The following is a 21,032-nucleotide window of genomic DNA, read 5'->3' on the forward strand; positions in this document are numbered from 1 at the left end:
ATTGGTTTCTTGTCCTTCTTCATCAGTAGCACGATGATAATCCCTAATCCTTCAAGAAGTTATACAAAAAAGGTAGATAATAATTTATCTACCTTTTTTGTGAAAAATAAGAGTGTAACTATTTACAACTCAATTTTGACAAAACTACTGTCATTTCGTTTGTTATATGCAATTCAAACTAAAGAGCCTTAATAATACGTTCCATTGCTTTCATCTGACCAATATGATCTGCTTCATGATAAAGCATCATACCGTAAAGCTCACCAACTGTTTCTAGTCCTAGGAATGGCTCTGGCAGTTTATTTTCAAATGCTTCTGCTGGAATTTCTTTAATACGTTTTGCTTGTTCTTTTAATTGGGCCATTAATACTTCTAATGACGGTCCTTCTGTTTTCCATTTAGATGGTCTTGATCCATATCCAAACATACCTGGATATTCAGTTGGCAATTGTTTAAATTCTCTTCCGAACATGAAAGTCTCTGCTGCTGTTAACACGTGTCCAATATGCCAACGAATTGTATTGTTAAAGCCCTCTGGCTGCGTATCCGCAGTTTTATCATCTAGCGTCTCCATAAATGTAAGTAATGCACCGCGCGTTATTTCAAATTGTTTTAAGCCAACTAGTCTATTCATTTTATCGTTCCCCTTCTTGATGTACAATTTATTCTGAACTAAAAATGTTCAATTCATTAACGTTTTACCTTGTTTAATCTATCAGAAACAATAAAAAAATACATCTAATATGCTTATTAAAAATAATAAAAAGGTTCACTCCTCGTAAATATAGAATTACTTACTATGTAAATAAAAGAGGAGTGTATTTTCATGTTACATATTTTAAAACAACAATATAATCTTATTAGCTCTACAAGAGAAACTCTATTTTCGTTTTTGGAAGAAATCCCACTAGAAAAATTACATAGCACTGTTCCGAATTTCGGGAGCGGTAGCATTATAAAGACACATATTCATGTAGCCGATTGCTATCGATACTGGCTTGGATCATTCGCATTTAAACAAAAGCGAGCAGATTTTTCATTCGCTAGCGATTATGAAATTGAGCATGCAGATGTCACGAAAGTACGTGCTAGATTTAAGTTAGTAGATGAAACTGTACAACGTTTTTTAGATGAATACAATGACCGTTGGCTCGAAAATATAGCAAATGAAGTGAAATGGCAAAAAGAACCTTGGAGTACAACACCGCTATGGCTTTTAACTCATACAGAGACGCATGAGTTTCACCATAAAGGACAAATTGTATCAATGACTCGTCACCTTGGATATACTCCTCCTGATACAGATCTTAGTTAATTCTAACAACTCAACTACTATAACTGTCGTTAGCATTGTTTATATACGAAAAGGCTCTTCATTCTTTTTGATGTTGTTTATAGTTCTGCAATTTTTTTGCGGCACAAACTTGTATTATATTTTAATTATGTTTGTGTCGTGTTCTTATTGATTAGTTTAATATCCATTAAAAAATATATTACTATTTTTCCTTCTATTATTTGAGTTACTTAATCAATAAGAGGTTCTTTCTTTTTATTACGACTTTATATAAAATAAAAACGAAAATTCCGAAAATTAAAGTTGGAATTACTGGTAACACTTTGTCATTTGGCACATACACACTCCAAAAAGAATTAAGAAGCGCACGAAAAATTAGACACATAAAAATACTTTTAGTTGCGTTAAAAATTGTAGTAAGTAAGAAAGACACAGCCATTGTCGTAATTATGAAGGCTATAAAATCCCTTTGAGTTTGATTCGTGCCTGGAATAAACCATAACGGCCAGTGCCAAATAGCCCATATACCACTCACAATAACCGTACTTAAAAATACCGAAAACCTTTATTGAAACTTCCTACCTGCTTCCGTTAAAAAAAGACGTTTTCCTAATCTTTCAAATAACGGCGTACCTAACTCAGCTTCTAACGTTTTAATTTGCGCCGTTACACTCGATTGAGCAAAGTTTAATTTCTTCGCAGTTTGTGTAAAGTTCAAAGTATCTGCCGCTATTTTAAATGTAATTAATTGTTTTATCTCCATTTATCATCCCTCTTTTCAATCGCAATTCTCGATTGATTTCATCGAAATAATCTTCTTTGTCTATTGATATTTGTATTGTATGATAAAGAGCATCGACAAACAATATAAATGGAGGTATTCCATATGAAAGCACTTTGTTTCGAACAGTTTGGAAGTCCAGGTGTACTACAATATAAAGAAATACATGATCCAATCATAAATTCAAATGAAATTCTTGTCCGCACCAAAGCAATCGGTTTAAACTTTGCTGATATTTATAGACGGCGCGGTGATTATCATCTCGCTGGCAACCCGCCATATGTATTAGGTTATGAAGGGGCTGGTATTGTTGAAAAAGTAGGAGCTGACGTTACAAATATTAATCCTGGAGATCGCATTGCATTTGCTGATGTCCCATTTGCAAATGCAGAACTAGTTGCCGTTCCATCAGAGAAAGCAATTAAGCTTCCAGATTCTATCTCTTTTGAAACAGCCGCTTCAGTATTATTACAAGGCTTAACAGCACATTATTTAACGAAAGATAGCTATGAAATAAAACAAGGTGATATAGCTTTAGTGCACGCTGCAGCTGGCGGTGTTGGGCAACTTCTTATTCAAATGATTAAACTGCTAGGCGGAAAAGTAATCGGTCTAACTTCATCAAACGAAAAAGGAAAAGTAGCCACATTAGCTGGTGCCGATCACGTATTTTTATATACGGAATCATGGGCTACGAAAGTACTTGAAAGAACAAATGGTACCGGGGTAAATGTTGTATATGAATCAGTAGGCTCTACACTTGAGGAAAGTTTTAACGCTACTAAAGTTGGTGGTACTGTCGTATTTTTCGGAATGGCTGGCGGTAATCCTGCTCCCGTTGATCCACGTATGCTTATGGATACTTCAAAAACTTTAACTGGCGGAGACCTTTGGAACGTGCTTACTACTTTTGAAGAACGAAAAAAACGCTCTACTCAATTATTTGATTGGATCGCAAGTGGAAAATTAAACATTGCAAGTCCTACTACATTCTCTTTACAAGACGGTGCCCGTGCTCATAAATTATTAGAGAGCAGAAAAAGTACAGGGAAGATTTTATTAATCCCATAATTCATAAAATAAAAAGGAAGCTAGATTTCTCTACCTTCCTTTTCTTATCTCTATTTGAGATATTTTTATATTTCCACACTTTCTTTCCCTTTTGCAACATAACTCATATCTCCAACTGACTCGACTGTATATGTTCCATCTTGATATACAATCTTCGTCACACTAGCATTTTCCACTCCAAGTTTTGTTTTACTACTGTCTAGCATTTCTATTAAGGTAGTAATCAACAGCCCATGAACGACAACTAAAACGTTACCGCCGCCATCTTTAGCTGCTTCTTCACTAATTTTATCAATCTCTGCTTTTATACGAGTAGAAAATAATTCCCAATCTTCCGCCTGTTTCGTAGGATCTGCTGCTCTAATAAGATCAATAACTTCTTGAATAGAAAACTTCATAAGTTCTTCTGGTGATGCAACACCCGCAGCTTTTCCAACCGCATCCCACATATTATCAAGTTTTTCACCTTCAAAAATACCAAAATTTAATTCTCGTAATTTTTTTCTTTGCTCAAGTTTCAATTTTGATTGCTCACTATATTTTAATACTAAATTAGCAGTTTCAATCGCGCGGCCGCTATCACTACTATACGCACTTGTAAAATGAATATCTTTTAATCCCGTTCCTAAATTAGAGGCAACTTCCACACCTTTTTCTACTAACGGAGAGTCTGCCCAACCTTGCGCGCGATGGTTCGTATTTAATATTGTTTTACCATGTCTTGTAACATATAACGTAACTACGTTGCTATCTGTTTCTCGAGTCTTCATTCTTTTTTCTCTCCCTTTACATTTCTATATCAATTTTACCACCAAAATTATTCATTGAGCAAAATATATGTAAGTAGCTTCACTTAATAAAAAACGCTACCTTTCTGTATATCCATACAAAAAGATAGCATCTTTTATGATTACATTTCTTAACCGATACTCCTACTCAGCAAAAGCACTCGAATATTGTACAACTCCTTTTACACTTTCAAGAGCATTTTCTGTTAATTCCATTACCATAAACACTTCTTCAGGCACTTCAAATGGTGCTTTTATATTCCACTCACTTGCTTTCTTAAAACCAAATTTCGGATAGTACTCTGGATGTCCTAATACTATAACTGATCCGTATCCAAGTTCTTTCGCTTTTTCTAAAGCAGCTACAATAAGCTTTCCACCAATCCCTTTCTTCTGATGGCCCCTAGCAACTGATACTGGTGCAAGCGCTAATGAATCTACAGAAGCTCCATCTTGTTCTATCGTAATTTTAGATAACATAATATGACCGACTATTTCTTCATCTACTGCAACGATTGATAACTCTGGAATAAATGCGTCACACTCTCTAATACATTTTACAAGTTCATGTTCCTTTTTATCACTAAATTCTTCATTTAAAAATGCTTGCTGTACAACTTCTTCTGTTTTTCTATAATCGGTTTGTCGTTCTTGTCTAATCGTTACCATTTTAACTTATCCTCTATTTTTTCTTATTTCTTTTTGGATTTTACGAAGTGCTTTTTTCGATCCCCGCTCAATATCATGTTGCATTTTTCTTTCTTTATAATCGACAAATAGCGTATTTAAATCGTATCCCTCTGGATATAATTCTTTTGCTGATACCTCTAAAGTAATACGTTTTACATTCACTTCAATGAATTCACCGTTATAATATACAACGACGTTATAGAAGTTATCTTTTTCCTTATAGATGATACCAAAATCATCATGATCCAATAAATTTACACGGTCGCCAATTTTATACTCGTAATGATTTTCTCTTTTTTCTTGCAGGAATTTCGGCTTTCTAATTTTACTTTCATTCAGTTTTTCTAGAGCGTATTCTTTATTTTCCATATACTCTTTCGCTCTTTTCAGTACACGTTCTCTTACGTTCATTTTATTTGCAATCCAAAGTGCATTACTTTCACCTGATTTACCGATCACTAATTTATAAAGCGGTTCTAGCGTCTCACTATTAAATTGCATTGCTGCGTTCATGAAATCATCGTGCATTTCTGAGAAGCGTTTAATTTCACCGTAATGCGTACTCGCAACTGTAATACATCCTGCAAGATAAAACTCCTCTAAAATAGAAATTGCAAGTGCTGCTCCTTCATTCGGTTCAGTCCCGCTTCCTATTTCATCAAACAATAGCAACGTATTATTATTTGACATCCTCATAATCTCAGATAAATTTTTCATATGTGATGAAAATGTACTGAGTGCATTTTCAATACTTTGATTATCACCAATATCTACAAATACATTTTCGAAAATAGCAATTTCTGTTTCTTTATCTCCGGCAATATGCAACCCTGACATTGTCGCTAATGTTAACAATCCAATCGTCTTTAACACAATTGTCTTCCCGCCCGCATTCGGCCCTGTAATAATTAAACTACGATAGTTTTGACCGATTTCAAAGTTTAATGGTACTACTTTTCCACTTAAAAGCGGATGCTTACAATTTACTAAATGAACGTAGCCATGATCATTTAACTTCGGCTCTATTCCATCAATCGATTTACTAAACTTCGCTTTCGCAAACACCATATCATACTGACTAATTAATTCCATATTAATTTTTATATGATAAATATTTTCTACTACCATTCCTGATAAAGTCGCTAAAATTTGATATTCTTCCATTGCTTCTTCTGCTTTCAAACTTGCGAGTTCCGCATTTAACTTTGTAACCGTATGCGGTTCTATAAATACAGTAGAACCTTTAGCGGAAGCTTCAACTATACTTCCCGCAACTTGATTTTTATAAGAAGATTTAATCGGAATCGTGTACCTATCGTCCTTCTTACTAATAAAGAACTCCTGAATATACTTCTTATTTGCACTGCTATTTAAAAACTTCGTTAAACGTTCTTTTATTTTCCCATCTACCGAATCCATGTTATTTCGAATTCGTTTTAACTCTTTACTAGCGGCAGAATCAATACTATTTCCTTTTATTGAAAAGTTAATTTCCTCTTCAATACTTTTAAATTCAGTCATTGAATTTGCATAAGAAGCTAATACTGGCGCAAAAAATTCTTTATCTAACATAAACTTTTTAATCTTTCTACATCCACGTAAAAAGTCTGAAACACTTACTAATTCTTCTGGATCTAAAATCATCCCTTTTTCTAATTTTTGAATTGTACTAGCAATATTTGAAATACCGAAAAAAGGCACATGCCCTTCCGCATCTAATATAGCTCGCGCTTCTGTCGTTTCATTCAAGCGATTCCTTACTACTTTTATACTCGTACTCGGCTCTAATTTATTTATTAATTCTTTTCCTAATCCACTTACACAATAAGATTTCACTATATTCTTTAATTCGTTATATTGTAACTTTTCAAAAGTCATCGTATTCATTTTGTTTCTCCTCACTATGATTGATTTCTATCATAAATGAAGATACCTACTCATTAGATTCCAATGAGTTCTACATTATTCAATTACCATTTTTAAACATTAAAAATATACACAAAAAAGCTGCGGGGATACCGCAGCTTTTACATTTACAAGGCATGAGTAATAACATATGGGGAAATAAACCATAAAAAACGGATGGCAATCCCCTTATTACACGCTTTATAAAGTATTGTAGGTATCTTCATAGGTATCGAAATAAATCCATGACAAAATTAGGGGTATGGTATACATAAAAATCCCCTGTTCTTATCCGATTTATTTCATTCAATTTTTCCTATTTAGTACCTACCGCACTCACAAAAAGCACCTCTCATTATTTTATATTATGGTCATTGAAATCTAATTTACTGAAATCATCATACTATATGTATAGCAAGAAGTAAAGGTGTCATACTTTAGTCGTACGCACATATGCAGATGTTTCCTCTTGCAATATTAGATACAATATATATAAATCGTTTAACGGAGGGGTTTCTATGACAGACTTTCAAAAACAATTTTTCGCACGATTACATATAGAAGAAAAAGACAAAGTTTCATTTGAAGATTTACCTAACATTATGTACGCGATGGCACAAACTGTCCCATTTGAAAACTTAAATGTTCTCGAAAAGAATTTTAAGGAAATATCAAAAGAAAATCTAAAAGAAAAAATTTTAGTAAACAATCGTGGTGGTCTTTGTTATGAACTCAATCCTACTATGTATTATTTCCTTAAAGATGCTGGATTCGATGTTTATCTCGTTTCAGGAACAGTGTATAACGCTGCAAATTCCATATGGGCTGTTGATTCCGGACATATCGCAACCGTTTTAAAACATCATAATGAGCTTTATTTAATTGAAGTTGGATTCGGATCATACTTACCGCTTGCACCTGTTCCTTTCTCAGGTGAAGTCGTTCAATCCGTTACAGGAGATTATCGTATTCATAAAGAAATGACCGAAAAAGGAAACTACATGTTAGAGATGCGTAAAAATAATGAGTTTTTGGATCAATCTTCTACTGATGATTGGACGTTAGGCTATGCATTTTATATAGAAGAAGTGGATGAAAAAAAAGCAAATGCAGCACAAAAAATTATTGTTGAACATGATGGCTCACCATTTAACAAAGTACCTCTTATTGTAAAACTAACTGAAGATGGGCATGCTTCTTTAACGAAGGATAGTCTAACAATAGCGAAAACCGGTAAAAAAATGAAAGAAAAAGTTACAGATGTGCAATATAAAAATCTTTTACATTCAAAATTCGGAATTACATTATAATTTGTTTAGCCTTGCCTTTTAGCAAGGCTTTTTAATTTTCAGCAGGGATTTTTTGCAATTTGTTGTATTTCATAGTTATATAGGAATATAACTACATATTTAGAAAGGAAATGATTATGACTGAACTTAAAGAGCGACTACAAGTAGATGAGAAAGAGAAATGGGATTTAACGGATATTTACGATACCATTGAAGATTGGGAAAGCGATTTTCATAAAATTGAAGTATTAACGAATGAATTACACGAGTTTAATGGAAACATTCACGATGGCAATAGTTTATTAGCCTATTTAACAAAGAGCGAAGAAATATCTAGCATACTATCTTTAATGTTTGCTTATGCACGATTACAGTCTGATCTTGATACGCGTGATACTGACGCTCAATCTCTTGTTGATAAAGTGTCACAATTGCACGTGAAAGTAAGTGCGGCTAAATCTTTCTTTTCTCCATTCTTACTTAGCGTAGATGAAAACACATTACACACTTATATAGAAGAAGCTGAAGGCTTACAATATTATAAAGAAGATTTATTTGAATTATACCGTTATAAAAAACACGTATTGAATAAGGACCAAGAAGAGGTTTTATCACAAATGGGCGAAGCACTTTCCTCTCCTCAGCATACATACGGCATGTTAAATAATGCAGATATACTATTTGGTGAAGTGACTACTAATGATGGAGAAAAAGTTACTTTAACACGAGGAATGTATGCAAAGTTAATAGAAGATGAGAACCGCGAAAAACGTAAAGAAGCCTATAAAGCTTACTACAAGCCATATGTTCAATTGAAAAATTCTATCGCTTCTACTTTATCTGCTGCTATTAAAAATAATGTTACTGTTTCTAAGCTAAGAAAATATCCATCAGCGTTAGAGAAATCATTATTTGGCGACATGGTTCCGAAAGAAGTATATGAAAATTTAATTGAAACGACGAAAAAAAACATTCAATCTTTACATACATATAATGAACTTCGAAAAGAGAAATTAAATGTCGATGAACTAAGACAATATGACTTAAGTGTCGATTTAGTAAAAGGTGTAAAACAAGACATTCCATATGATAACGCGTTTGACATCATGATTGAATCACTAGCTTCTTTAGGTGAAGACTATATTGAAACATTAAAAAGCTTTAAAGATAAACGTTATATTGACGTAAGAGAAACGCCAGGAAAACGTTCCGGTGCTTATAACTTTGGTGTATACGGCGTTCATCCTTTCATTCTTTTAAATCATCATGATGATTTAAATAGCCTTTTCACTCTTACTCATGAATGTGGACACGGTATGCATACGCACTACTCACACGGATACCAACCAAGAATTTCTGCACACTATACTATCTTTGTCGCAGAAGTCGCTTCTACAGTAAATGAAGTGCTATTAATTCATCATTTATTAAAAGAAGCAAAAGATGCTAACGTACGTAACCATTTAGTAAACCATTTCATTGAGAAATTTAAAGGCACTTTCTTTACACAAATCATGTTCGCTGAATTTGAAAAAATCACGCATGAAATGGCACAGCAAGGTAAACCATTAAATGCTCAAGTCTTTAGCGAAGTTTATGAAAACTTGTTCAGAGAGTATAATGGCGACTCCCTCGTATTTGACGAAGAAGTAAAATACGGATGGGCTAGAATACCGCATTTCTACCGTCCATTTTACGTATACAAATACGCAACTGGATTCGCTTCTGCAATCCAAATTGCCGATAAATTATTGAGCGGCGATCCAAATGCTCAAAAACATTATATTGAATTCCTTAAAGGCGGAAGTTCTGACTATCCATTAAACTTACTGAAAAAAGCTGGTGTTGATTTAACTACGCCAGAACCGATTGAAAGTGCATTACATCGTTTTAGTGAACTTGTTAAAGAGTTTTCAACTTTATAAAAAAGAAGAGCCTCTCGCTAGAGGCTCTTTCTCTTTCATGCTCCCTTTCCTTCTATTAAATCATTCGCCATTTTCCTAAACTCTTGATTAAATGCATCATTCATACCATTTTGGACGTTAGAGAACAATATGACAAACGTTCTTTTATCCCAGTTAAAATTATTAAAAGTATTCCAGCCTGCTAATACCCCGTGGTTATGATAATAATCTGGATACGTATAGAAACTAAATCCATATTTTCTTGCAGGTGATGCAGTAAACATATCTAATACACTTTGTTTAGATAACAGTTTTCCATTCATAATAGCCTCATCTAGCCTTTTCATATCTTCAACAGTCGTATACATTTCACCACATCCATACAACCAGTTCATTTTTAAGCGGGGTGCAGCTATTAATTCATTATCTTTTCTCGTATAACCTTCTGCTAAAAAAATATCTTCTGGGAGAGTTGCCCCCATTCCAGATTCATGCATTTCAACAGGAGTGAAAATATTTTCTTTCACGTATTCAGCGAGCGGTTTATTCGTAATTTTTTCTACAATATACGCAAGCACCATATAATTATAGTCTGTATATTTCCATCCTGTCCCTGCAGGAAATTGTAACGCTTGCGAACCAATCCACGTTACTAACTTTAAACGTGACGCCGCATCCACCCTACCTTTTCCTTGATCTGGTAACCCTGATGTGTGCGTTAATAAATTTCGTAACGTAATATTTTTATCTGCCGGAAACGATGGAATATACTTATTTACATTGTCTTCAATATTTAATTTTCCTTTTTCTTTTAGTTGCATAATAGATATTGCAACGACCGTTTTCGTAATAGAACCAATACGATATTTCGTTCTTGGCGTTGTTACTACTTTATCTTTCACATTCGCATATCCATAACCTTTTCGTAAAATCACATGATCTTTACTAGCTACAAGAACGCTCCCATTAAATCCTTTATCTTTTAAATATTGATCTAGTTTTCCAGCTACAGCTTCATAGCGTTTTTTCTCAGTTGCATCAACTTCTTGCATATCGTCCTTTTGCTTACTATTTAAATTAGAAAATGCCTTTATATCATACTTCTTACCTTTATTTGCATGTATGAGTGCAACGACACTCCCACAAAAAATAGCAAAAACAAAGAAAACGATTAACCATTTCTTTAGCATAATAGGAACCCTCTTTTATATAGTTTCACTTAACGTACATCCATTCTGTTCTATATCTTTTAATTTTTAAATATTTTATAATACTACCTATTATTCACCTAAATGAACTAGATTCCTTTTTCTCATATTCAGTTTTTGACTACTCTCTATTGTATTTCTTTCTTGCAAAATTTCCACCTTACAATCGGATGCACCCTACTATAATTTCAACATCTTATGTAACATTTGTTACACAAGATAAGAAACGGAGTTGTTACGATGAAAAACACAGATAGAAACAATCGTTTAGATGATATGACGTTTCATTATCCTACAATAAAATATAGTTATAATTTAATATTAAGTAAAATAGATTATAACTTTAAAAGGAAATGATGCTAAAAATTTTCAAACAAAATAAATCATGTAAATAACGATAAAGAAAAACAAACCATTATAGCTAAAATTACAGGCAATGAACTTCATTGAAAATGAATCTCATTTATACTTTGATTATACAACAAATAAAAAAAGAAATGTCGCTCACTCGGCATTTCTTTATATTTTCTTCATAAAAAATTTACATTGCTAACTTTCTTTTATTTTTTTGTTTTTTCTATATAAACTGACTGCCGAGATACTTAACAATACTACTATACATAACCACGCATACGTATACCCTTTCTCATCCACAATATAACCAAATAAAACAGGGGCAACAATAATTGCAATTTGATTTATTGTAAGTGCTACACTCACTGTTATTCCTACAAATTCTTCACTTGCCAATTCAGCAACTTCGGCTATAAAAAGACTAAACCATCCAATTGAAAAAAATCCTAACAATGCACTTACACTATAAAAGATTCCACTCGTTATTGTATGTATACTTATTACTAAAAATAAAATCAAACCGATAGAAGCGCATACAGCTATAAATAAAGGTATACGCCGATTCCCCTTATACAACACATCACTAATAGTTGCTAATGCAATACGACCAATCATTCCAGAAAAGAACATAACTGAAAATACTGTTCCGGCTACAATAGATGTAATCGATTGTTCCCCTGCTAAAAATTTCATGAAGTGTCCAACTAACACCATTTGTAATGAAATCATGCAAATACCCGTTATATAAATTGGATACAACTCTTTTTTACAGATCACTACTTTTAGCTCCATCCAAAAGGAAATTTTAATATGTCCTTTCCTCGCTTCCTCCTCAACATATGGCTCTTTATAAAACATAAAAAATAATAGCCCTCCAATAATACAAATGCATGCAATACTATTTATCGCGTAAGTCATATTATATTGTATTGTTAGAAACGGGATTAGCACTCCCGCTAACGCGCCACCAATCGGTATACCAGCTTGCCTTATTCCCATCGCTAACCCACGATTTTCTTTTCGGAACCATTTTAAAATCACTTTACTTCCTCCTGGCTGGGAAACACTATAAAACATTCCTATTAATAAAAGTACAAATAATAACCCATTAAATCCACTTACTATATTAGTCAGCAAAAGCGAACTCCCTAGCAAAAATGAACTGATAGAAATTAATATTTTTTCATTATATTGATCAAGTAGCCGACCGACAAAAAGCATACAAAATAACGGTCCAACATTTACAACACTTACTAATAATCCACTCTCCGTATTCGTAAGTGCATATTCTTCTTTCCAAAATAAAGCGAAAACCCCGATACCATACGTTATAAGTGTCGCTGTTGTTTGAGCAATCGTCGCAACAATTAACATAACCCATTTATAAGTACTATTCACCCTTTCTTCAATCAACATAATAATCCCTCCCCCTTCCATTGTATGAAAGTTCTGATATCATATAAAATAAAGATTCATCATATAATCCATCAAAAAAATTGATACCTTTTTGGAGGAATGATACGTGGACATAAAAGATTTAACTGTATTTTACGAAGTCGCGAAGGAAAATAATATTTCTCACGCAGCAAAAAATTTGAACTACGTGCAATCAGGCGTAACGATGCGTATGAAACAACTAGAAAATGAATTAGGTGTTCCTTTATTTTACAGAAACGGAAAAGGTGTAACTTTAACTTCTAACGGTGAGATTTTATTAACATATGCCAAACAAATTATCCACTTAATGGATCAATCTATAAAAGCGATTCAAAGTAATGGAACTGAACCAAAAGGCACTTTAAAAATTGGGTGTACAGAATCTACAACTGCGGTAAGGCTCCCCTCTATATTAACGGCCTACTATGAGAAGTACCCAGAAGTCGAATTGATTTTAGAAACAAATACGACTGAACAACTAATTAAGCTTGTATTAGAGCGAAAACTAGATGGAGCGTTTATAGCTGGCTCTACTCAGCATAATGAACTTCATACAACTGTATTTCGTGAAGAAGAATTAGTTCTCATTAGTAAAAAACCTCTATCCTCTCTTACAGACATAGAAGATATGAATTTACTCGCTTTTAGTCACGGGTGTTATTATAGAAGTTTATTAGAAGACTGGCTTCAAGAAGTGGGGATCTCCCCTAAACGAGTATTAGAATTTGGAACAATTGAAGCGATACTTGCATGTGTAAAATCAAGTATGGGCGTAGCGATTATGATGAAATCAATTTTAAAGGAGCATGAACATGACGTATCATTCAATCCTTTACCAAATAGCTTCAAAAAAGTTCCTACTACTTTTATTACTAGAAAAGATATATTTCGCTCAGCTGCATTACAAAAATTTATGGAGATGACTCACAATGCATGAAAAGAAAATACGTGGGATGAAACGAAAAACAAACGCTATGATAAAACAAATTGAGGAACATACAAAAACGTTCCCTTCTACTTTCTATAACGATGAATATTGGTATATGCCTTTACCAGTTTCTCAAGCTTTTATCGAGTCTCATAAAACACCTAGAAAAGTAAAACGATTATGTATACAAACCTTATTAAATCAAGCAAACCATTTAATAAAAATAAAACCGAGCGATACACATACATATCGAGTTGTTGTTTTCATTTCTATAGAAAGTTTGTGGAATTCGCAAATTATTATATTTAAAAATGAAAGGTACTTTCATAATTTCTTTAATAGAAATAGTGAATTTCAAAAGTGATCCCTCTTTCAAATGAGTCTGAGTTTTGGGAGACATGGGGAATTTCAATTTTCTCTACTTTCCAAACGTTTCACTTTCAAGAAGTCATTTATGATGAGGATGCAATTGATAAAAAAGAGATTTGGTTTATTGGAGAGTTATCTTAAAAGGGGTACTTTTAAATGAAAAGCTTCCCTTTTTCCACTTATTAAAATCGCCATATAATGAATTTGTCATTTTATTATATAGGAGGTTTTCAAATGGTAATACCTAAATATCCTGATGTCCCTCCTCTTACGAAAAAACAAATCGATCAAATTACAGAAATGACTTTTCTAAAAGAAATAACAGCACAAAAATGTGATGTCATTTTCGTTTTCGGCGGTTCTCACCCGGGCAATTGGCAAGCTCCTCTAGAAGCTTATCGACAAGGTTTAGGAAATCAAATTATCGTTACAGGTGGTACTAGTTTACATGGCATGAAACATCCGAGCTGGAATTACGGGGATTTGTCAGAAGCAGAAGTAATTGTAAATAAATTAATGGAACATGGCGTACCAAAAGACGCTATCATGTTCGGGAAAAACTCTCTCCATTCTATCGCTAATGTAATGGAAGCGAAAAAGATTTTTGATTTTACAAAGATTAATCGGCTACTATTTGTATGCAAAAGTTTAGGCGCTGGTCGGCAATATCGAGTATTAAAAAAACATTTACCTAAAACTATTACGTGTATCCCATATACATTTGATACAAGTTTCGATGGTGAGTTTATAATGAATAGATATAATTGGATGGAAAATGAAAAAAGTCGCTCTATGATTTTTGGAGAATACTTGAGAAATGTTTGTTACGGTAGAAAAGGTGGTATTGAGCCACCTGAAAATGAGGTTGAAGGTTTAGAAGAATATGTATCCTACTACTATAATCTAGCATAATAGAAAAAGGTATACCAAAACCTCGGTATACCTTTTCTCCTATTTATTTTTCTTTTAACACACTATGTAATCGATCAGGATAATTTGTAAACATTCCTGTAGCACCCCATTTCATTAACAATCTCATATCTGGTTTCTCATTAATTGTATAAGGATGAATTAACAGTCCATTTTGCCTAGCCATTTTCATATATGACTCATCAATAATTAGTTCCCCGTTATCATTACGTAAGTTTGGTCCAATACCGACTGCATACTTTTTAATTTCTTGAAAATCATCATTCGTTACACTTTTCGGCTCATGTGTAATCCCAGACCATTCAACAATCTCATTGTTTTCATTTGGATAATACCAAAGCAGTTGAACTAACGGAATATTTCTATTCATACTATGAATCTTTGTTAAACTATCTTTACTAAATGATTGGATCATAACACGGCTTGAAGACATGTTTTGACCTACTAAATTATATTTATTTAATAAAGCTAATAATTTCTCTTCCATTCCTGGATACACGTCTGGTGATTTCGTTTCAATGTAATACTTCATGCTTCTTCCGTACTTTTGGAAGATTTCTTCAAGAGTCGGAACCTTTTGACCAACATACTCTTGCTTAGCCTTTTCTGGATAAGCTTTATTAAACCAAGATCCTGCATCTAAGCTCTTTATTTCACTTAACGTTTTATCTCGTACTTCACCTGTTCCATTTGTAGTGCGATCAACTGCTGTATCATGCATTGCAATTAATTGGCCATCCTTAGTTAATTGAATATCTAACTCCAAATAATCCGCTTTCATTTTTTTCACAAGATCATAAGAAGCAAAAGTATGCTCAGGTGCATGTCCACTTGCTCCGCGATGTGCAATATTTAAAAACTTATTCGTATTCCATTCATGCTTCCCTTCTACTTTCGCATGAACAGCTCCCCCAGCAAAAATACTTCCCGTCATAAAGAAAATAACTAAAACGCTAATAATTTTTCTCATCCTTCTAACCCTTCCTACGTTGTAAATTTCAACAAGTTAATAAGATTTACACGAAATAGAAGATACACTTTCATTATTTTTATAAGCCTATATTAAAATTCCAATCTTACAAATACAATTCTCCTATGTTATTACTATACTATTTATTTTGCATATCCCTCCTATTCACATGTAACTTCCTATTGATCACATTTCATCAATAAAAAAAGCCATAAATTATTTAGAAGACACTTCTGTATCCCTAAATAAATTTATGGCTTATCTCAAATATCTCCGGCCTCAATTAACTTGTCGAAATTAATCATACCAAACCTATTAAATTTTGCAAATATTATTTTTCCAGTACAGTGAAGCTTTAATCAGTATAAGTTATATATCTATCTTATACTAATTAGTATTTGAACACATCGAATTTTTCCGAACAGCCTGATTCCTATCTAACTTCTTTAATTTCCATTCATACAAGATAAAATTCTATTGTCATTTGACATGATATTTACGTAAATCTAAGTTTTACTTAATTACAAATTCTTAATTTCGTATATCCGTTCTTGTAAGTTTAGGTTTCTTTTGAGAATGTGGTATATTTACATGTCCCGAAGCAGCCACGGATTGTCTCCTTTCCTTCCTTGACAGTTTAGGCTTCTTTTGAAAATATAATTCTTTTAAATGTCGCGAAGTAATACCTTGTTTTTTGAAATCAAAGTAAAAATACAAATGTGTACTTAGCGCTAGGAAAACAACTGAAATAAATGAAAAAATAACGATTAGCACAATCGCCATAGCTTTTTGGCTCAAAATTCCAATACTAACTTGACCAATCATATAACCTAAACTTGAAAAAAATACAATTTTAGGGATTTTTACATTTTGATCCGTTGTCCCTCTTAAGCGGGCTGTAAAATATTTAATCCAGAATAATTCAGATTTATAAACAATTAAACTATATGCAATAAGCGATAAAATAAAAAATAAAGGCGACTCTATTTTTACGAATTCGTAAGCTAACTTTTGCACAGCTATAAAACTACAAAATGAAATACTAAATGAAACAAATCCAGAATATAGTAAATGTTGCAACTGAGGCTGCCGGGGCTTATAAATGGAAACCCAAATCCCCCATAGATTACATATCACATAAAATGGTAAGGCTACGTAGGAGTATATATTGAACGGTGGAAATATGAATAAAATGATAAGTAGCATAAAATTCATGATAACCCACATAAAGGCCCCTACTACATTCCTTATATCAAATGGTATTAATATTCGTATACAATTCACTATGTTGTTGCCATTATATTTGTCCATTATGCATCCCATCCATTTCCTTCCTCTTCAAATCAACATATACCCATATATATACTCCAGATATACTAAGCACAACAGCAAATAAAGAAAAGACTAAAATTAAGACCGTCGCTAAACCGTTTTGTGATAATGTACCTATACATATTTGTCCAATTACATATCCCAATCCTGATAAATAAACAATTGGAGAAATTTTTATATTGTCATTTTCCTCATTGTTTAATCGCCTTAAAAAACTTTTCATTCCAATTGAAATCAATTTATAGATTGTAAGAATGTAAAGCAGAAAAGTAACAATAAAAAACAGAGGTGTTTCAATTTTAATAAAAGTATATGCAATCTTTTGAATCACTATAAAGCTTCCAAAAGAAAAAGTTATTCCCATAAATCCATTATATAAAATGTGTACCAACCTTGGCTCATTTGGTTTATAAAAAAATACCCATCCCCCCCATATATTAGCAGTCAAAAGAAAAGGTAAAATTATATATAAGTATATAGTAAAGGTTGGAGGAAATAAAAATGGGGTTAAAATCATAAAATTAATAACTACCCACACCATAACAACACTCGATCTTACACTGTCAGGCATCAATTTCTGAATAATTTGTTCCGTGCTCTTTCCGTGGTATTTTTCCATATTAATCTCCCAAAAACTAAAAAATTTTATCTAAAGCTACTCCGATTCCAGTTTTAACTTTATCTTTTATCGAATCCTGTTTACCATCATGATTCCAATCACCTTTATTAAACTTAATTCCATCTGTTACTATACTAGCTCCTATAGAAACACCCAAGCCAATACAAGCCCCAGCAACAGTTCCTACAGCTGCGCCTACTTTGGCTCCCGCAAAGGCACTTACAGCAGTTGTACCAACCCCGATTGCTGCATAGCCTAAAGCACTTGTTTTTAATTCCAATGAATCTTTAAGAAATTCTTTTGTTGATAAAATATGTCTTTTTACATCGTCTATTTGCTTTACTTCGGCTAGAGGTAATGTAGTATGTAATCTCTAGGAAATATAATACAATAAAAAAATGATTCAATCTATTAATTGCCAACACTTATAACTAAAAAATAGAAAAATTCTAATAACAACAAAGAGAAAGGGAATTAATTTACATATATTTTTATAATAGTAATGTCTCTTCACTACACAATCTTTATTTTTTAAGCTAAAAAAAGAAGTATCGTCCTATATAAGACAATACTTCCTTAGTTACTTAAAAATCACATAATAAATTACCCATTACCTCTTCAAGCACTACATCTAGATTTACTACCTCTTTTTCCGAGCGCCATCCTATAAAACCATCTGGTCTAATTAATACAGCTCCTCCATTCTCTATTCCATATAATTTGCTAAAAATATCTTCTTGAGCAATAAAGTCTCCCCTTAAACCAACGCTATAAAATTTTATATTTATTCCTAATGTAGATAAAACATTCTGTACACACTCAGCCCAAGTACGATTTTCTGCTATAGTAAGTAATACAAAATCGTTACCTAATAAATCAAGTATTGAAATTTCTTTCCCATCATATGTTCCAAAAAAGTGTGGCGCTCGCGTTCCAGGTCTCCCGTTCAACTTTACGCTATCCATTCTATGTGGAGTGACTGAGTCATCTATAATCGCCTCTGAACAATACTGATATCCAACTGTAACAGCTAAACCATCCATATTATTCAAACGGCCTTCCTCTCTATTCGCAGCACGGAACAATAAACTACTCGCATACTCCGTCGTTAATTTTGCAACAGGATACCTCTCTTCATGATATGTTTCTAACAATTTTGGATTTGCCTTCCCTTTTATAACAGCCGCTAATTTCCAAGCTAGATTGTGCGCATCTTGTATTCCTGTATTGGAACCAAACCCTCCTGTTGGCGGCATAATATGTGCAGAATCACCAACTAAAAAAATGCGATTATCTTGAAATTTTGTAGCAGTACTTTCAGCCGCTTTCCACGGTAAAACACTTACTACCTCCGGCTCAACATTTGTGCTTCCAATTGCGGTTTGAATAATTTGTTTACAACGTTCTATAGTGAAATCTTCTGGTCGCTCTCCTTTTAATGGATCGTAGGATACATGGTAAATCCATCTTCTTTCGTTATCAACTGTAATAAGCGCACCAAGAACTTCAGGATGAAGTACCATAGTAAAACCAAATGCATCTCCTTGCATAAACCCACTTAAATCTGCTTCAAAATAAATATTCATATAATAGCCACCGATTGTACCTCGTCCCTCCGTACTTATCCCTAGCTGCTCACGTATTTTACTTTTCGCTCCATCTGCTGCAATTACATAGTCACAATGTATGACACTTTCTTTTTCTGTTTCACGATTCCGAATCGTTGCTATTACTCCATGCTCATTTTGTTCATAAGAAACCAATTCATGATAAAAAGATAATTCTCCGCCTAATGTTCTCGCTTCTTGTAACATCATCTCTTCTAAAGTAATTTGATAACAAGCAGTTTGTTTTGATGGACTAATCTCTTCTATTTTCTGAAGTAACTTTTCATCATTTTCATACTGATTCGCCCTCATTTGTGCCAATTCTTCCTGATTCGCCTCAGCTATTGTATGAACTGCTATTCTTCCGCGGCAATTTTCTAATGCTTTACCCGCCGATCTAATTCTTTGTTCTAAACCTAATTCTCGAAATAACTCCATCGTACGAAAAGTGATTCCACCTGCTTTCGGATGAATTGCAGTAGACGTATGCCTTTCAATAAGCAAGTATTCAATATTATGTTTTGCAAGGAATAACGCAGAAGCTAATCCTGATAATCCCCCTCCGACAATTAAAACTGGTACATCATTCGATTCCATATACTTATCCTCCACATCATTGTTCTGAGCTCAGTGATATAAATATAATCAAAAAAACAACAAAGATATAGACTTATATTTCATTTTAAATTATCATATAGATAGATTACGCCCCAAATTACTTTTACTTTTTCATACATCTATAATCTGCTTGAATTATGCATGTATGAAAGAGTAAAACGAAACAACTCACTTCAAAATAATAAAAACATGATAAGCGGTCGTAACCCTATAAATTATATAGGGTTACGACCGCTTAATTTTTTGTTCAATGACTTAACCATCCTCATCTGTAAACAACGTATTATTAAGCCTTTTCTATCTCCTACCATTTTCAACTCATAAAATTTCATTCGTCTCGATTTTCTTTCCCAATATTGCAGTTCATACAACAATCATGTAGCATTACCGTATCGAATTAATGGTCCATCGTCTTAAACCTTTCGACTCATTACCAGGAGGTATAGTGATTAAAATGAATAAACAAGAACAATTAAATGTTATAAAAAAAGATTTTATTGATTCTCAAAAAGTGTTATTGGCAATTGGTGATGAAACACGTCAAGCTATTTTGTTAGTTCTCATGGAAACGGAATGTCAAACCGGATTACGTGTAGGAGAAATTACGAAACAAACACACCTTTCTCGACCAGCGGTATCACATCACCTTAGAATTTTACGAGAAGCCGGTATTATTTTAATGCGAAAAGAAGGTACCAAAAACTTTTATTATATTGATATACGTACAAAATTAAGTTTATTAAAAAATCTTGTATTAGATATCGAAAAGCTATTGCACAACTTTTATCCCACTTTAACGGGCAGTAAGACCCCCACCTCAGAATTCAGCGAAAGCAAAGAATTTAGATAGGGGTCGGGCTGCCCATAAAAGTCCGATTGGTGAGGGCTGATAATCAGTGGGGGATGAAGAACCCCCCACTGATTAAAGTTTCACTTTA

At 33.2% G+C, this 21,032-nt stretch carries 17 protein-coding genes and 5 pseudogenes; 9 read left to right on the forward strand and 13 right to left on the reverse strand.

Features of this window, described 5'->3' with window-relative positions; translation table 11 throughout:
* Nucleotides 1-178 precede the first annotated feature (178 nt).
* Nucleotides 179-634 carry a DinB family protein gene (locus BGI23_RS16630; protein WP_048550319.1) on the reverse strand — a complete coding sequence of 152 codons (456 nt, stop codon included), beginning with the start codon at nucleotides 632-634 and terminating at the stop codon, nucleotides 179-181.
* A gap of 192 nt (nucleotides 635-826) precedes the next feature.
* On the opposite strand from BGI23_RS16630, the gene BGI23_RS16635 reads away from it, so the two are divergent.
* Entirely contained in the window at nucleotides 827-1,315 is a 489-nt protein-coding gene (locus BGI23_RS16635) for a DinB family protein (protein ID WP_000902397.1), read from the forward strand.
* Nucleotides 1,316-1,520: 205 nt separating this feature from the next.
* Here BGI23_RS16635 and BGI23_RS28190 read toward each other — a convergent pair.
* A pseudogene (locus tag BGI23_RS28190) lies at nucleotides 1,521-1,859 on the reverse strand (CPBP family glutamic-type intramembrane protease); the annotation flags it as partial.
* A gap of 3 nt (nucleotides 1,860-1,862) precedes the next feature.
* Nucleotides 1,863-2,057: pseudogene (locus tag BGI23_RS28555) on the reverse strand (LysR family transcriptional regulator); the annotation flags it as partial.
* Between the two features lie 123 nt (nucleotides 2,058-2,180).
* On the opposite strand from BGI23_RS28555, the gene BGI23_RS16645 reads away from it, so the two are divergent.
* A complete protein-coding gene (locus tag BGI23_RS16645; RefSeq protein ID WP_070806609.1) occupies nucleotides 2,181-3,146 on the forward strand; it encodes a quinone oxidoreductase family protein in 966 nt (321 codons plus the stop codon).
* Between the two features lie 65 nt (nucleotides 3,147-3,211).
* On the opposite strand, the gene BGI23_RS16650 is transcribed toward BGI23_RS16645, so the two are convergent.
* From BGI23_RS16650 to BGI23_RS16660, 3 genes are all read right to left on the reverse strand, one after another.
* Complete coding sequence (locus BGI23_RS16650; protein ID WP_070806610.1) at nucleotides 3,212-3,916, reverse strand: histidine phosphatase family protein; 705 nt, start codon at nucleotides 3,914-3,916, stop codon at nucleotides 3,212-3,214.
* Between the two features lie 162 nt (nucleotides 3,917-4,078).
* Nucleotides 4,079-4,603, reverse strand: a complete 525-nt coding sequence (locus BGI23_RS16655; protein WP_070806611.1) for a GNAT family N-acetyltransferase — start codon at nucleotides 4,601-4,603, stop codon at nucleotides 4,079-4,081.
* Nucleotides 4,604-4,609: 6 nt separating this feature from the next.
* The gene (locus BGI23_RS16660; protein ID WP_070806612.1) at nucleotides 4,610-6,511 is read right to left on the reverse strand and encodes an endonuclease MutS2; all 1,902 of its coding nucleotides are present in this window, start codon (nucleotides 6,509-6,511) and stop codon (nucleotides 4,610-4,612) included.
* 536 nt (nucleotides 6,512-7,047) lie between these two features.
* On the opposite strand from BGI23_RS16660, the gene BGI23_RS16665 reads away from it, so the two are divergent.
* Nucleotides 7,048-7,839 carry an arylamine N-acetyltransferase family protein gene (locus tag BGI23_RS16665; protein WP_070806613.1) on the forward strand — a complete coding sequence of 264 codons (792 nt, stop codon included), beginning with the start codon at nucleotides 7,048-7,050 and terminating at the stop codon, nucleotides 7,837-7,839.
* Nucleotides 7,840-7,955: 116 nt separating this feature from the next.
* Nucleotides 7,956-9,743 carry an oligoendopeptidase F gene (gene pepF / locus BGI23_RS16670; RefSeq protein ID WP_070806614.1) on the forward strand — a complete coding sequence of 596 codons (1,788 nt, stop codon included), beginning with the start codon at nucleotides 7,956-7,958 and terminating at the stop codon, nucleotides 9,741-9,743.
* A 35-nt stretch (nucleotides 9,744-9,778) separates the two neighbouring features.
* On the opposite strand, the gene BGI23_RS16675 is transcribed toward pepF, so the two are convergent.
* Entirely contained in the window at nucleotides 9,779-10,912 is a 1,134-nt protein-coding gene (locus tag BGI23_RS16675) for a serine hydrolase domain-containing protein (RefSeq protein ID WP_070806615.1), read from the reverse strand.
* Nucleotides 10,913-11,170: 258 nt separating this feature from the next.
* Between BGI23_RS16675 and BGI23_RS28985 the strand changes: the two are divergent.
* Nucleotides 11,171-11,380, forward strand: a pseudogene (locus BGI23_RS28985) (hypothetical protein).
* Nucleotides 11,381-11,479: 99 nt separating this feature from the next.
* Here the strand turns inward: BGI23_RS28985 and BGI23_RS16685 are convergent.
* Nucleotides 11,480-12,700, reverse strand: coding sequence for an MFS transporter (locus BGI23_RS16685; protein ID WP_070806616.1), 1,221 nt, complete (start codon nucleotides 12,698-12,700; stop codon nucleotides 11,480-11,482).
* A gap of 106 nt (nucleotides 12,701-12,806) precedes the next feature.
* Here BGI23_RS16685 and BGI23_RS16690 point away from each other — a divergent pair, with 106 nt between their 5' ends.
* The 3 genes and pseudogenes from BGI23_RS16690 to BGI23_RS16700 all read left to right on the forward strand — a co-directional run bounded on the left by BGI23_RS16690 (nucleotide 12,807) and on the right by BGI23_RS16700 (nucleotide 14,930).
* A complete protein-coding gene (locus BGI23_RS16690) occupies nucleotides 12,807-13,658 on the forward strand; it encodes a LysR family transcriptional regulator (RefSeq protein ID WP_070806617.1) in 852 nt (283 codons plus the stop codon).
* Nucleotides 13,651-14,159 (forward strand): annotated as a pseudogene (locus BGI23_RS16695) (DUF3916 domain-containing protein). The gene BGI23_RS16690 and the pseudogene BGI23_RS16695 overlap by 8 nt, the downstream one beginning before the upstream one ends.
* A 93-nt stretch (nucleotides 14,160-14,252) precedes the next feature.
* Nucleotides 14,253-14,930: a YdcF family protein gene (locus BGI23_RS16700; protein ID WP_070806618.1), complete on the forward strand. Its 678-nt coding sequence runs from the start codon at nucleotides 14,253-14,255 to the stop codon at nucleotides 14,928-14,930.
* A 43-nt stretch (nucleotides 14,931-14,973) separates the two neighbouring features.
* Here the strand turns inward: BGI23_RS16700 and BGI23_RS16705 are convergent, their stop codons facing one another.
* The 5 genes and pseudogenes from BGI23_RS16705 to BGI23_RS16725 all read right to left on the reverse strand — a co-directional run bounded on the left by BGI23_RS16705 (nucleotide 14,974) and on the right by BGI23_RS16725 (nucleotide 20,073).
* The gene (locus BGI23_RS16705; RefSeq protein WP_070806619.1) at nucleotides 14,974-15,918 is read right to left on the reverse strand and encodes a glycerophosphodiester phosphodiesterase; all 945 of its coding nucleotides are present in this window, start codon (nucleotides 15,916-15,918) and stop codon (nucleotides 14,974-14,976) included.
* 531 nt (nucleotides 15,919-16,449) lie between these two features.
* On the reverse strand, nucleotides 16,450-17,241 hold the full coding sequence (locus BGI23_RS16710) for a hypothetical protein (protein ID WP_070806620.1): 792 nt from the start codon (nucleotides 17,239-17,241) through the stop codon (nucleotides 16,450-16,452).
* Nucleotides 17,216-17,869 (reverse strand): hypothetical protein, encoded by a 654-nt coding sequence (locus BGI23_RS16715; protein WP_070806621.1) that lies wholly within the window; start codon nucleotides 17,867-17,869, stop codon nucleotides 17,216-17,218. Before BGI23_RS16715 ends, BGI23_RS16710 begins: the two co-directional genes overlap by 26 nt.
* A gap of 16 nt (nucleotides 17,870-17,885) precedes the next feature.
* A pseudogene (locus BGI23_RS16720) lies at nucleotides 17,886-18,233 on the reverse strand (WXG100 family type VII secretion target); the annotation flags it as partial.
* Between the two features lie 220 nt (nucleotides 18,234-18,453).
* Complete coding sequence (locus tag BGI23_RS16725; RefSeq protein WP_070806622.1) at nucleotides 18,454-20,073, reverse strand: FAD-dependent oxidoreductase; 1,620 nt, start codon at nucleotides 20,071-20,073, stop codon at nucleotides 18,454-18,456.
* Nucleotides 20,074-20,539: 466 nt separating this feature from the next.
* Between BGI23_RS16725 and BGI23_RS16730 the strand changes: the two genes are divergently transcribed.
* Nucleotides 20,540-20,944: an ArsR/SmtB family transcription factor gene (locus BGI23_RS16730; protein ID WP_070806623.1), complete on the forward strand. Its 405-nt coding sequence runs from the start codon at nucleotides 20,540-20,542 to the stop codon at nucleotides 20,942-20,944.
* The last annotated feature ends 88 nt before the right edge of the window (nucleotides 20,945-21,032 follow it).

The sequence above is a fragment of the Bacillus sp. ABP14 genome, assembly GCF_001831375.1.
Classification (GTDB): Bacteria; Bacillota; Bacilli; order Bacillales; family Bacillaceae_G; genus Bacillus_A; species Bacillus_A paranthracis.

Excerpts from the sequence above, each read along its gene's own strand:
- BGI23_RS16715 (WP_070806621.1), bottom strand. The coding sequence starts at position 17,869 with ATGGAAAAATACCACGGAAAGAGCACGGAACAAATTATTCAGAAATTG.
- pepF (WP_070806614.1), top strand. The coding sequence starts at position 7,956 with ATGACTGAACTTAAAGAGCGACTACAAGTAGATGAGAAAGAGAAATGG.
- BGI23_RS16685 (WP_070806616.1), bottom strand. The coding sequence starts at position 12,700 with ATGTTGATTGAAGAAAGGGTGAATAGTACTTATAAATGGGTTATGTTA.
- BGI23_RS16630 (WP_048550319.1), bottom strand. The coding sequence starts at position 634 with ATGAATAGACTAGTTGGCTTAAAACAATTTGAAATAACGCGCGGTGCA.
- BGI23_RS16700 (WP_070806618.1), top strand. The coding sequence starts at position 14,253 with ATGGTAATACCTAAATATCCTGATGTCCCTCCTCTTACGAAAAAACAA.
- BGI23_RS16650 (WP_070806610.1), bottom strand. The coding sequence starts at position 3,916 with ATGAAGACTCGAGAAACAGATAGCAACGTAGTTACGTTATATGTTACA.
- BGI23_RS16710 (WP_070806620.1), bottom strand. The coding sequence starts at position 17,241 with ATGGGATGCATAATGGACAAATATAATGGCAACAACATAGTGAATTGT.
- BGI23_RS16675 (WP_070806615.1), bottom strand. The coding sequence starts at position 10,912 with ATGCTAAAGAAATGGTTAATCGTTTTCTTTGTTTTTGCTATTTTTTGT.
- BGI23_RS16655 (WP_070806611.1), bottom strand. The coding sequence starts at position 4,603 with ATGGTAACGATTAGACAAGAACGACAAACCGATTATAGAAAAACAGAA.
- BGI23_RS16660 (WP_070806612.1), bottom strand. The coding sequence starts at position 6,511 with ATGAATACGATGACTTTTGAAAAGTTACAATATAACGAATTAAAGAAT.
- BGI23_RS16665 (WP_070806613.1), top strand. The coding sequence starts at position 7,048 with ATGACAGACTTTCAAAAACAATTTTTCGCACGATTACATATAGAAGAA.
- BGI23_RS16635 (WP_000902397.1), top strand. The coding sequence starts at position 827 with ATGTTACATATTTTAAAACAACAATATAATCTTATTAGCTCTACAAGA.
- BGI23_RS16705 (WP_070806619.1), bottom strand. The coding sequence starts at position 15,918 with ATGAGAAAAATTATTAGCGTTTTAGTTATTTTCTTTATGACGGGAAGT.
- BGI23_RS16645 (WP_070806609.1), top strand. The coding sequence starts at position 2,181 with ATGAAAGCACTTTGTTTCGAACAGTTTGGAAGTCCAGGTGTACTACAA.
- BGI23_RS16725 (WP_070806622.1), bottom strand. The coding sequence starts at position 20,073 with ATGGAATCGAATGATGTACCAGTTTTAATTGTCGGAGGGGGATTATCA.